Source organism: Paraburkholderia sp. MM6662-R1 (genome assembly GCF_050436245.1).
Classification (GTDB): domain Bacteria; phylum Pseudomonadota; class Gammaproteobacteria; order Burkholderiales; family Burkholderiaceae; genus Paraburkholderia; species Paraburkholderia tuberum.
Window position 1 is genome coordinate 581,435 of the sequence record NZ_JBNDLV010000003.1, and the last position, 12,449, is coordinate 593,883.

Consider the following 12,449-nt stretch of genomic DNA (forward strand, 5'->3'; position numbering starts at 1 on the left):
CCTGCAGCTAACGTTCCTTCAACCGGGTGAAATCCTTGCGCAAGATCCTCTCCAACGTCAGAGCATTACACGGCGCCGGGCAGCGTTATGAGCCTCGGCGCGTCGACGTCGTGATCGAAGGCGAGCACATCGCCGCAGTCGTGCCGGGCGGCAGCGCGACCGACGGAGAGTGCGTGCCCCTTGACGACTGCCTGCTGGTGCCGGGGCTCATCAACGGCCATCAACATTCGCACGAGCATTTTCATAAGGGTCGGCTCGAAAACCTCCCGCTCGAATTGTGGATGCACTACGTGCGCGCCCCCCGCCCGGTCAAGCTGACGCCGCGCCAGGTTTACCTGCGGACCCTGATCGGTGCGCTCGAGTCGCTGCGCAGCGGCGCGACCACCCTGGTCGACGACGTGAGCCTTGGGCAGGCCATCGACCCCGCCATCGTCGAAGCGATTTTCCAGGCTTACGAAGACGCGGGTATTCGCGCGCTCGTCGGGTTCTCGATGATGGATCGCGCGATCGTCGATAACTTCCCTGACGTCGACACAATTTTCCCGCCCGCTCTGCTCGCGCAACTACGCGCCCAGCCGCGGCCCTCGCCCGATGCGTTCTTCGCGCTGCTGCAAAGCCAGTTGGCGCGGCACCATCCTCTGCATGACCGGGTCGGCATGCTGATCGCACCTTCGGCGCCGCAGCGCTGCACGTCTGAATTTCTCGCGCGTTGCCGCGCGTTCGCCGACACGCACGCGCTGCCGGTCATCATCCACGTTCAGGAAACGCGGCTGCAGGTGGTAACGGCACAAGCGTTCTATGGAAAGCCCATGGTGATGCGCCTCGCCGAATTGGGATTTTTGCAACCGGGCACCTCGCTGATCCACGCGGTCTGGCTGTCGGACGCGGAGATCGACTGCCTGGCGCAGTCTGGCGTCAGCGTCCAGCACAATCCGTGGAGCAACCTGATGCTCGGCTCCGGCGTGCAACCGGTACGTGAGCTGCTCGACGCGGGCGTCAACGTGAGTCTCGGGTCAGACGGCTGCGCGTCGACCGTCACCTGCAATATGCTCAACGTGCTTGGCAGCGCCGCGGCTTTGTCGAAGATACGCGGCGACGATTATTCGCGCTGGTTGTCGGCCGCCGAAGCGCTACATGCAGGGACGATCGGCGGCGCGACGGCGCTCGGACTAGGCGGGCAACTAGGCGCGATCGCTCCGGGTTATCGCGCCGACCTGGTCGCCTACCGGACCGACACCGTAGGCTTCACTCCCTTGACCGATCCGGTGCGGCAACTCGTGTATGCCGAGCGCGGCGCCGCCATCGACAGCGTGTTTGTCGCGGGCGAGGCAGTCATACGACAAGGCCGGCTCACGCGCGTCGATGAAGCCGCGCTAATGCGGGAAATTAGTGCGGCCTACGAGGCGCTCAGCGCGGAGTTTGGCCTCGCCGATGAATCAGTCGCACCACTGCGAGCGGAAATGGAGAAGGTCTACGCGCGAGCCCAGACGCTGCACGCCGATTGGCAGACCTGCGTGGCAAAGCTGCCCGGTTGACGGTGCGGCCAAGGGTGCGGTAGCCGTACGCCCCGATCCGTGGAGACAAATCACGAATCACCGGTGCAAGATAATCGCCGGTTCAGCAGAAACTCGCCGCTCGAAATCGCCAGTCATCAAGCCGCCCATACCATTATTCTTGGCGTTAGCTCTCCCTGCAAATGGCGGCTTCCCGCGTCCCAAGGACCCGGACCGAACCCTGCCGGCGGTATGGCAAGATGCCCCGGACAGATATTTAACGTCGTTTGTGTGTCCACCTTCGGTCATTCGATCGGGCGACATGGATGTCCCTTGATGGCCCAGACTGTGTCAAAACGAGCAGCCGCTGGGAATCGACGAAGCCTGTCTCGGCGCACCTCGCGGCTTGTCGGTTACGGCAACCCGAACGTCAAATCGGAGCACAACAACCCCGTGCGGGCGGCACGCCCTCATCGCGTTCATAACCGCTTCTGAACCGAGTATCTTGATCACCCGCTTCATGTTGTACGCCAGCACGTGCAAGCTCTTTTCCGTGCCCACCCGCCCGAGGGTCCGTGTCAGGAAATGAGTGGCGCCCATCCATGCCTTGATCGTGCCGAACGGGTGCTCGACAGTCTGTCGCCGGATGCGCATCATCTCAGGTGCATGATCAAGTCGCGCCTACATGTCATCAAGAACAGCTTCGTGCTCCCGGCGTGTCACGCGACGTTGAGGTCTTGGCGTGCAGCCCCCTTTTTGCGGACATTGCTGGCAATTCGAACTCCAGTACTTACTGATCTTCAGGCCGCGCTCAACGGTTGAGAACTGCCAGATGAGCCTCTCGCCTGCTGGGCACCGGTATTCGTTCGTCGTTGCGTTGAATATGATGTCTTCCTTGCCGAAGCGACCATGGGTCGTTGCACTCGATGTCACCGTCTTCGGAACGGTTGTGGTGCAATTCCGGCGCATCGGTCTGTTACTCTTGAGCTTTTGACGACCACGAGCCAAATGAGCAAGCTGAAAGATCTCGAACGGTTGTTCAACGGGCGTCATTTCGACCGCGAAGTCATCGTCCTTTGCGTGCGTTGGTATCTGCGCTACAAGCTCAGTCTGCGTGATCTTGTCGAGATGATGGCTGAGCGCGGCCTGTCCCTCGCCCACACTACGATCCTGCGTTGGGTGAAGCGGCTACACGCCGGAGTTCGTCAAACGCTGGAATCGGTTGGCTACGACAGCCGGTCAGTCGTGGCGAGTCGACGAGACCTACGTGAAGATTCGCGGCAAATGGGCCTATCTCTACCGCGCCGTTGACCGAGCGGGAAAGACGATCGATTTTCGCCTCAGCGCGAGGCGCGACGTGGCGGCAGCAAAGGCGTTCTTCGCGAAGGCAATCAGAACTCAGGGACGCGCTCCTGAGACGATTACGCTGGACGGCTACGCGGCATCTCATCGGGCGGTCCGCGAGATGAGGACCGACGAGTCGCTACCCAGGCGAACGAAATTGCGATCCTCGAAGTACCTGAATAATCTCATTGAGCAGGATCACCGCCACATCAAATCGCGGGTAAACGTGATGCTTGGGTTCAAGCGGTTCCACAGCGCCGCCGTTACCCTCTCCGGTATCGAACTGATGCATCGCATTCGCAAAGGCCAGTTCGATCTCACCGGCATGCACCTCAAAGATACCACTTCGCCCTCGATTCGGATGGCGGTTCTTTCAGCTCGTTGAGGTCTCCGAAACATGGGCGATTTCTCGCCCGCCTACCCAGTTTGCACCACAGCCGTACACCGCGCCGGTCTTGCCCAGTCTTCGCATCTCGTCGATGTGTGCGCCCCGCGCGCTCTGATGCCGGGCGATTGCTTCGCCCAACTTCGGCGCGAGCCTGCGCCTGCGCGCTTTTTGTTCTGGCGCGAAACGGGCGAATAACCGAATCCACACGTTAATACGGGTTTACCCGCAACAAGCTTGGCTTGTCCTGGCGGAATTGTTTTCTTGTTTGTCTTTCGATTCCCGAATAGCGAAGATCAATCGAACCAGTGACAGGCCGCGACGCGCTTCCTGTCGCACCCCCGCGTATTCACAGTAAGAGAGCCGCGCATGCATAACGGAAAACAGACGATTCGGGCGGGTGTCGACATTGGCGGCACGTTTACGGACGTCGCACTGGAGTACGGCGACCGACTCTACTCGGCCAAGGTTCTGACTGATTACGAAAAGCCTGAACGCGCGATTGTCGAAGCTCTGCGGCGTGCGGCGGCCCAGGCGTCGATCGAACCCGCGCAGATCGGAGCGATCGTTCACGGCACCACGCTCGCCACCAATGCCCTGATCGAACGGCGCGGCGCGCGCACCGCCTTCATCACGAGCGAAGGCTTTCGCGACGTCATCGAGATGCGCACCGAAAGCCGCTTTGAGCAATACGACCTGAGCATCGCACTGCCCAAGCCGCTCGTGCCGCGCTGCGACCGCTTCGCCGTGGGCGGCCGCATGGACGCGCAAGGCAACGAGCTCGTGCCGCTCGACCTCGATGGCCTCGAGCGGATCATTGCGGCGATTCGCGTTGCTGAATTCCCGAGTGTGGCAGTGGGCCTGTTGCACAGTTATCGCAATCCAACCCACGAACGCGCGGTGCGCGAGCATCTACAGCAGCACTTGCCCGGCGTCGCCATATCGCTGTCCAGCGAGGTTTCGCCACAAATTCGCGAGTACGAGCGTTTCAACACCGTCTGCGCCAACGCCTATGTCAAGCCGCTGATGTCGTCTTATCTCAACCGGCTGGCCACGGCGCTCGAAAGCGAAGGCATGCGCTGTCCGCTCTACATGATTCACTCGGGCGGCGGCCTGATGTCGCTGAAAAGCGCCGCTGAGTTTCCGGTGCGTCTGCTCGAATCCGGCCCCGCCGGTGGTGCGATTTACGCGAGCGACGTTGCGGCCCGCTTCGGGCTCGACAAGGTGCTTTCCTTCGACATGGGCGGCACGACCGCGAAAATCTGTCTGATCGAGGAACAGCATCCAAAGACCGCGCGCACTTTCGAAGTGGCGCGCACCTATCGTTTCAAGAAAGGCAGCGGCATGCCGATCTCGATTCCCGTCATCGAGATGGTCGAGATCGGTGCAGGCGGCGGGTCGATTGCGCATGTCGACGATTTGCGCCAGGTGCGCGTCGGCCCTGAAAGCGCCGGCTCGGAGCCGGGGCCGGCCTGCTACGGCCGCGGTGGCCGACGGCCGACCGTCACCGATGCCGATCTTCTGCTGGGCAAGCTCGATGCGAACCGCTTCGCAGGCGGCAAGATCCAGTTGGACACCGCTGCGGCGAACGGCGCTGTCGAGCGCGATATCGCGCAGCCGCTGCAAGGCGATCCAGTGCAGGGCGCCTTCGCGGTGGCGGAGATGGTCGACGAAAACATGGCCAATGCCGCCCGCGTGCATGCGGTCGAAAACGGCTGCGAGCTGGCCGAATACACGATGATCGCTTATGGCGGCGCGGCGCCTCTGCATGCAGCGCGCCTGTGCGAGAAGCTCGGTATCGCGCAACTGTTGATACCGCCCGGCGCGGGCGTGGGCTCCGCAATCGGTTTTCTGCGCACGCCATTCGGCTACGAGTCGCTGCGCAGTGCGGTGATGCGCCTGAGCGAATTCGACAGCGGCATGGTCAACACGCTGATAGATGAAATGAACGTCGAAGTTGCCGCGTTTTTGCGCGAGACTGGCCACACAGGCGAACTGCGACGCGAGTTACGCGCCTATATGCGTTACACCGGACAGGGCTGGGAGATTCCCGTCAGCGTCGCGGCTGAGCGTTTCACGGCATTCGACGTGGCCGCCTTGCGCCACAGTTTCATCGAGGCCTATACGCAGCTGTTTGGACACGAGGTGGCAGGGCTCGACGTGGAAGTGGTCAGTTGGGCGCTTTCCTTATGCACTGTAGAGGCGCGTCCCAAGCGCATCGAGCCGAGCGCCGGCTCGGCAGCGCCAGACCACGGCGGTATTGCCGCGCTCGAACACCGGCCGGTATTCGATGCGAGGAGCGGCCGCTTTCACGATTGCGCGGTCTATGCGCGCGCAAGCTTGCCGCGCGACATACGTATCGATGGCCCTGCGATCATCGTCGAGGACGAAACGTCGACGCTCGTCACCCCGGGTTTTTGCGTCGTCCTGCAACAGGACGATTGCCTGCTCATTCAACGTCGTCGTGAAGGAGATGCATAACATGAACACCACTAACGCCACTATTCATGTTCGTGAGCAGATCATGTGGAACCGGCTCATTTCGGTGGTCGAAGAGCAGGCCGTTACGCTGATCCGCACTGCGTTCTGCACTAGCGTACGTGAAGCCGGCGATCTCTCGGCCGGCGTGTTCGACGCGCAGGGGCGCATGATCGCCCAGGCAGTGACCGGCACGCCCGGGCACGTCAATTCGATGGCGGAATCGGTCGGCCATTTCCTTGCGCGTTTCCGCCCGGATCAACTTGCGCCCGGCGACGTGCTGGTCACCAACGACCCTTGGCTCGGCACCGGCCATCTGCACGACATCACCACGGTGACGCCGGTATTTCGTGGCGCGGGACACCCGATTGGCTTTTTCGCAGCGACTGCGCACGTGGTCGACATCGGTGGGCGCGGCTTTGGGCCGGACGCCGGCGAAGTCTACGAGGAAGGGCTGTGCATTCCGCCGATGAAGCTGTTCCGGTGCGGCGAGCTGAATGCCGATCTCATCGGGATTCTGCAAAGCAACGTGCGCGAGCAGGATCAGGTGATCGGCGACTTCCATTCGCTTGCGGCATGCAATGAAACCGGCCGCAAACGGCTGACAGCGATGATGGACGAGTTCGGTCTCGATAATCTGGCAGAGCTCGCGAATTTCATCTTCGAGCATAGCGAACGCGCGACCCGCGAACGCATTGCGGCGCTGCCACGCGGTCAGCATCGCTATGCGATGACGGTGGACGGTTACGAGCATCCGGTCGAACTGGCAGTCACGCTCGAAGCACGCGACGACGCGATGCTCGCCGACTTCGCCGGTACGTCGGGACCGAGCACATATGGCATCAACGTGCCGCTGACTTACACCAAGGCCTATGCGTGCTACGCGCTCAAATGCGCGATTGCGCCGGACATCCCGAATAACTGGGCCTCGCTGCGGCCGTTCGAAATCATTGCGCCACAGGACTGCATTCTCAATGCACCACGGCCGCTGCCGGTTTCCGTGCGGCATGTGATCGGGCATCTGATTCCCGATGTGGTGCTGGGTGCGCTGCAGGATATGTGTCCCGGCATCGTCCCCGCCGAAGGCGCGAGCGCCTTGTGGAACCTGCAGATGAAGTTTCAGGGCGCGCGCGACGATAACCGCGAGACACGCAACGAATTGCTCGTCTTCAACAGTGGCGGCACCGGGGCCCGGCCGGCGAGCGACGGCCTCAGCGCGACGGCATTCCCAAGCGGCGTGCATACGATGTCAGTCGAGGTCACGGAGAGCATTGGCCCTATCGTGATCTGGCGCAAGGAACTGCGGCCGGATTCGGGTGGCGCGGGCAGATGGCGTGGCGGTCTCGGTCAGAACATCGAGATCGGCGCTCGCGAGGGCTTTCAGTTCAGCCTGAATGCGATGTTCGACCGTGTCGCGTTTCCCGCACGCGGCCATCGGGGGGGCGGTAACGGGGCGGCGGGCAAGGTGCACCTGGATGACGGCACGGCGCTGCGCGCCAAGGGCCGCCAGGCGATTCCCGAAGGCCGCCGGCTGGTGCTCGAGCTGCCGGGCGGCGGCGGCTATGGCCGGGCGGAGGAGCGTCCCGCTGAGCAGGTGGAGCGCGACGTCGCATACGGTTATCTGAGCCCGGAGCAGGCCGAGCATGATTATCCCGGGGTCTTCACGCAGCGGCCCCGCACCTGAGCATGCTGCGTTTCGCTATGGGATTAGCGGCACCTGGACGGATAGCCGATGATTTCCTCGCGACATACATCTTCCAGCAGCCACTCGGCGAAATTCATCAGGGTGTCGGAGTTCTTGCGGTCGTTTTTGTAGAGCAGGAAAAATTTTGGTGTTTTTTCGAGTGGAAGCCTGCTCAGCAGATCGACGCCGAACGGCGCGATCAGCCGGCCGGAACGGATTTCAGTGAGTGCATCGAGATACGAAATGAAGCCGACGCCGAGACCCGCGAGCGTCGCTTCGAGCATTGCGCTGTGCGTGTGCAACAGCAATGTCGGTTGAGCATGTCTTTCTTCGATACCGAGCAGCGCGAGCGTGTCGTGCCACAGGCTATTACCGCCAAGTGGTGAGATCAGCGTATGCCTCAGCAGGTCTTCGGGTTTCTCCACGGGATTCTGCTTGAGCAGCGCCGGGGCCGCGGCAAGTACCTTCAGGTCCTCGATCAACGGCACTTCCGTGAAATCGCTGTTGCCGCCATAACCCCAGTGAATCGCGGCATCGAGGCCGAGATCGTCGAAGTCCACCAGGTCCACACCGATCGACATTCTGAAATCGAGCTCGGGAAACTGACGGGTGAAATGACCAAGGTGGCGGATCAGGCATGCGGTTGCGAAGTACGGGCTGACATGCAGAAACAGCTTGGGTGTGGCGCGTGCCCTCTTGATCAACGTCACGCCTTCGGAGATCTGGTCGAGTCCCCGCCGCACATATTCCACCAGCATCTCAGCGGATTCCGTGGCTGCCACGCTGCGCACGTGACGATCGAATAGCGGCCTGTCAAGCGATTCTTCGAGCAGTTTCAACTGGTGACTGACCGCTTGCGGGGTAATGCAGAGTTCGTCGGCAGCCTGTCGTATCGAGCCGCGGCGCATGACCGCTTCAAAGATCCGGAACGTGTTCAGCGGCGGAAGCCTATAGCGCATGGGCAGCAGGTGTTCGTGTTCAGAGTGAGGGCTGGCGAGACGGTCGGGTGCACGACGCAACAGTCGAAGAAACTGACCAGCGGGGCCGCCGGTACGTGAGTATAGGTGGAACAAAAAACGGCCGCAGAACCCAGCTATTCATGTGCAGGTATGCGGATTCAGTTCCATTGTCTCGACGGCGTTGTCGCGTTGCGGCGTTACCGATGGATAAGGGTTTACCCGTAACAAACCTGGCTTGGCCTGGCTGAATTGTTTTCTTGTTTGTCTTTCGATTTCCGGATCGCGAAGATCAATCGGACCAGCAACAGAGAACGCGCCGCGCTTCCCGTTGCCCATCTTTCGCGGGCCATTTATTCGGCTTGTAGATACCGTAACCACAATACGGTTAACCAATGAAACAGAATTCACGCTCAGGCAAGTATTCCGTGAACAACGGATTTTGAAAAGATACCATTCCAGTCGACGCTGTGCTGGCGGGACGTCCCCGCGAAGTGAACTCCGTTTATCGCGGACACTTAACCTTTAAAGGATTGCAAAATGGCTAGATTTGAGACGGCTTTGCGAATGGTGCTGAAAAGCCTGACGACGCTAAGTCTCGCAGCAATTGCACACGCAGCGTTCGCGCAAGACAGCTCCGTCAAGATCGGCTTCGCGGGTCCTTTAACGGGTCCATCCGCCAGCTATGGCAAGGATCTGGAAATGGGCGCGCGTTTGGCTATCGACGAGGCCAATGCCACCAACATCATGATCCATGGCAAGCAGTTGCAGCTCACGCTCGATTCCGAGGACGACCAGGCCGATCCCAAGATGGCGGTGCAAGCCGCCCAACGGTTGATCGATTCGAACGTCGTCGCGGTTGTCGGGCATTTCAACTCGGGTACCACGCTGGCGGCGTCTTCGGTTTACGACCGAAGCGGGATGGTGCAGATTGTCCCGTCGTCGTCCAACCCCACGATCACCCACCAAGGCTTCAAACTCCTGTTTCGTCCGTACGGCACCGATAACACGGTTGCTGAAGCGGCCGCGGCGCTGGCAGTACAGACCCTCCACGCCAAGCGGATTGCGATCATCGATGATCGCACTGCGTACGGCGCGGGTTTGGCCGACGAATTCGACGCAGCAGTGAAAGCCCAGGGCGGGCAGGTCACAGCCCGCGAATTCACCTCAGACCAAGCCACCGACTTTAAGGCGGTCCTGACTCACATCATCGGTCAGCAGGCGGATCTGGTGTTCGTCGCGTGCCTCGGCGCAGAAGGCGCGTTGATCGTCAAGCAAGCTCGTCAGTTGGATTACCGCGGGGCGTTCGTGGCTGGGGCGACATATGCCAACAAGAATTTTCTTGCCCGTACCGGCAAGGCCGCTGAAGGAATGTACGCCTTCGAGCAGGGCGCCATCCTGGACCAACTTCCGCAAGGCAAGGTGTTTCTCGCGAGCTTCCGTGCCAAGTATGGGGCTGACCCGATTGGCTTTGCTCCGTTTGCATATAACGACATCTGGGTGATCGTGAATGCCATGAAGGCGGCCAATTCGACTGACCCAAAGGTGTTTGCCCCGGCCATCTCGACGCTGTCCTTTCAAGGTGTGTTCGGCACGGTGGAGTTTAACCAGTTCGGCGATTTAAAGAATCCAAAGACCACCCTGTTCAAGGTTGAGCAGGGCAAGTGGGTGCCGGTGAAGTCCTGATGCGCGTCAAGCTGGCGAGGCAATCCATTACTCCTGCCAAAGGTGCGGACCTCAGGGTCCAGACGCCGTGATCGCGCTGTAGACCAGCGTGCGCAACGGACGACGCACCGGGTGTGCGCTCGACGGCAGGAATTGGGTGAGGAACAGCACGATCAGGTCCTCGCGTGGATCGACCCAGAAGAACGGAATCCGAGCATCGGCCGGGTGATGCGTTTGTTCGCGACGTTGCCAGCGATGCACGGCGAGACGAATGGCGGCGTCGTGCTGTCCGGACACACCGATGTCGTTCCCGTAACCGGCCAGAACTGGTCAAGTGATCCCTTCGATCCGGTCATCCGCGGCGATCGAATCTACGGCCGCCGGCAACAGGCGGTAATCGAGCTGACGACCGAGCAGCTACGCTGGCTGCTCGAGGGCATCGACATCGATGCAATGCACCGTCATCCGGCGCGGCGGTACCGCCACGCCAGCTAACGACCGGCATGCAGGTCAACACGCAACGGGGGACGGTTACAAATCTCCGTAAACCTGTAGCGCGTTGCATTCGGCTATCCTGGGAGCATGAATGAAGATGACTTCTCCCGGTTGCCGCCGGCCGCCCAGGCCTATATCCGTGAACTTGAGTCAAGCAATCGTCAACTGGGCGAACGTATTGCCCAGCTGGAGGAGCAGTTCCGCCTGGCGCAGAGCAAACGCTTCGCCCCGAGCAGTGAGAAGCTACGCGATCGTGTGTTCGACGAGGCTGCGCAGATCGCTGCCACCGAAGCGCATGACGAGGACGTCGCTGACAACACCTTCACACTGCCCGATACTGGCCTTCCGGATGCGCCGGAACCGGTACGGCGCAGTCCTGGACGCAAACCGCTGCCGGCGGATCTGCCACGTCAGCGCATCGAATACGACCTGCCTGATGACCAGAAGATATGTCCGTGCTGCGCACACGAGCTTCACCGTATGGGAGAAGAGATCAGCGAGCAGCTGCATATCGAGGCGAAGGCGTCGGTGTTGCAGCACGTGCGTTTCAAGTACCAGCCGGGGCGCGGGCAGGAATATCCGCAGGCGTTCCTCGCGGGCTATCAAGGCCTGCTGATGACGGATGGATATGCCGCCTGGCGCACGCTCGAAGGCCCCACCCACTTCGGCTGCCTGGCTCACGCCCGTCGCGCCTTCGTTGATGCGCTCAAGGGGATGAAGAAACCGGGCGGCCGTGCCGCGCAGGCGCTCGAAGGTTGTGTCGCGCTAAGGATGCGGGAGTAAAATTCAGGCGGACATTTTCCTGAAGTGAAGCGTGATATGAAGAATGCGACTGCGAGAAAAGCCCTGCCTGCCGGCGTAGCGAATGTACTCAAACGCCTGCACTATCCGCTGGACGTGATCCTGCTGTGTGTGCGGTGGTATGTGGCCTACTCGCTGAGCTTGCGAAATCTCGAGGAAATGATGGCCGAAAGGGGTTTCGAGGTCGACCATTCGAGCGTGCATCGCTGGGTGATCAAACTCGTACCGTTGTTCGAGAAGGCCTTTCGCAAGCACAAACGTCCGGTCGGCAAGAGCTGGAGGATGGATGAGACCTACGTCAAGGTGGGCGGCCAGTGGAAGTACTTGTATCGCGCGGTGGACAAGGCCGGTAATACGGTGGATTTCCTGTTGCGGGCGTATCGCGACAAAGCTGCCGCGCGCCGTTACTTCGAGAAAGCCATCGATCGGAACGGGACGCCCGAGACCGTGACCATGGATAAAAGCGGGGCGAATCTGGCCGCCCTCCAGGGCATCAACGCCGAGCGGGAAACGCCGATCAAGGTCCGGCAGGTCAAATATCTGAACAACATCGTCGAGCAGGATCATCGGGCGATCAAACGACGAACCAGGCCCATGATGGGCTTCAAGGATTTCCGGTGTGCCCGCATCATCCTGTCAGGCATTGAGACGATGCATATGATCAGGAAAGGCGAAATGAAGGACAGCGGCGTCGCCCGAACCGCCGCCGATCAGTTCTATTCGCTGGTGGCGTAAGGACTCCTTGTCATTGCGGAACTTTCTTGCCTTGCCAATCTTATCGCGACACAACCGTCCAGCCTGCTCATTCGCCCAGCCGTATCAGCCTTCCCCGATAGGGTTGTCGGGTCGGCCTGCGCATCGACCTTTTCGAGGTTTGCTCGGCGTTCACTCGCGTTACGGCCTGCACACTCGCGCTGTCACCAATTTGTGACACGCATCACCGAAGGCTTCAGCCATTTCGTTACCTCCATAGCTGCTCCGGTTGCTTCCGGCTGGAGCGGTTGCCGGGCGGGGCTTACACCCGCTGGAAAGCGCCACCTTTTCACGGCGCACACCCGATCCGGCCACTCGGTCCGGGGTTACTTCATTGGCAGCTTCCAGCGGCACAACGGCCATTGAAACCCGTCTGCCGTAGGTATTGCAGGCTC

Annotated in this window: 8 protein-coding genes and 4 pseudogenes; 8 read left to right on the top strand and 4 right to left on the bottom strand. The window is 60.9% G+C overall.

What is annotated here, in order from left to right:
• Positions 1-26: 26 nt before the first annotated feature.
• A complete protein-coding gene (locus OKW39_RS25335; RefSeq protein WP_429563952.1) occupies positions 27-1,535 on the top strand; it encodes an amidohydrolase family protein in 1,509 nt (502 codons plus the stop codon).
• Positions 1,536-1,958: 423 nt separating this feature from the next.
• Here the strand turns inward: OKW39_RS25335 and OKW39_RS25340 are convergent.
• Positions 1,959-2,447, bottom strand: a pseudogene (locus OKW39_RS25340) (transposase); the annotation flags it as partial.
• A gap of 54 nt (positions 2,448-2,501) precedes the next feature.
• On the opposite strand from OKW39_RS25340, the gene OKW39_RS25345 reads away from it, so the two are divergent.
• The 3 genes from OKW39_RS25345 (at position 2,502) to OKW39_RS25355 (ending at position 7,384) form a co-directional block, all read left to right on the top strand.
• Positions 2,502-3,222 (top strand): IS6 family transposase gene (locus OKW39_RS25345; RefSeq protein ID WP_429563953.1). Its coding sequence is split into 2 segments (ribosomal slippage): positions 2,502-2,684 and positions 2,686-3,222, totalling 720 coding nucleotides; the frame shifts between segments, so codons are not numbered across the junction.
• A gap of 369 nt (positions 3,223-3,591) precedes the next feature.
• Positions 3,592-5,703 carry a hydantoinase/oxoprolinase family protein gene (locus OKW39_RS25350; RefSeq protein ID WP_429563954.1) on the top strand — a complete coding sequence of 704 codons (2,112 nt, stop codon included), beginning with the start codon at positions 3,592-3,594 and terminating at the stop codon, positions 5,701-5,703.
• A gap of 1 nt (position 5,704) precedes the next feature.
• Positions 5,705-7,384, top strand: a complete 1,680-nt coding sequence (locus OKW39_RS25355) for a hydantoinase B/oxoprolinase family protein (protein ID WP_187630298.1) — start codon at positions 5,705-5,707, stop codon at positions 7,382-7,384.
• A 23-nt stretch (positions 7,385-7,407) separates the two neighbouring features.
• Here OKW39_RS25355 and OKW39_RS25360 read toward each other — a convergent pair whose 3' ends face one another.
• On the bottom strand, positions 7,408-8,343 hold the full coding sequence (locus OKW39_RS25360) for a LysR substrate-binding domain-containing protein (RefSeq protein WP_187630297.1): 936 nt from the start codon (positions 8,341-8,343) through the stop codon (positions 7,408-7,410).
• A gap of 138 nt (positions 8,344-8,481) precedes the next feature.
• A complete protein-coding gene (locus tag OKW39_RS25365) occupies positions 8,482-8,679 on the bottom strand; it encodes a hypothetical protein (protein WP_429348335.1) in 198 nt (65 codons plus the stop codon).
• A 201-nt stretch (positions 8,680-8,880) separates the two neighbouring features.
• Between OKW39_RS25365 and OKW39_RS25370 the strand changes: the two genes are divergently transcribed.
• On the top strand, positions 8,881-10,026 hold the full coding sequence (locus OKW39_RS25370) for a branched-chain amino acid ABC transporter substrate-binding protein (protein WP_429563955.1): 1,146 nt from the start codon (positions 8,881-8,883) through the stop codon (positions 10,024-10,026).
• A 51-nt stretch (positions 10,027-10,077) separates the two neighbouring features.
• Here OKW39_RS25370 and OKW39_RS25375 read toward each other — a convergent pair.
• Positions 10,078-10,209: pseudogene (locus tag OKW39_RS25375) on the bottom strand (serine hydrolase); the annotation flags it as partial.
• 15 nt (positions 10,210-10,224) lie between these two features.
• Between OKW39_RS25375 and OKW39_RS25380 the strand changes: the two are divergent.
• The 3 genes and pseudogenes from OKW39_RS25380 to OKW39_RS25390 form a co-directional block, all read left to right on the top strand.
• A pseudogene (locus OKW39_RS25380) lies at positions 10,225-10,386 on the top strand (M20/M25/M40 family metallo-hydrolase); the annotation flags it as partial.
• A 201-nt stretch (positions 10,387-10,587) separates the two neighbouring features.
• Positions 10,588-11,253, top strand: a pseudogene (locus tag OKW39_RS25385) (IS66 family transposase); the annotation flags it as partial.
• Positions 11,254-11,319: 66 nt separating this feature from the next.
• A complete protein-coding gene (locus OKW39_RS25390; RefSeq protein WP_429359893.1) occupies positions 11,320-12,036 on the top strand; it encodes an IS6 family transposase in 717 nt (238 codons plus the stop codon).
• Positions 12,037-12,449 lie beyond the last annotated feature (413 nt).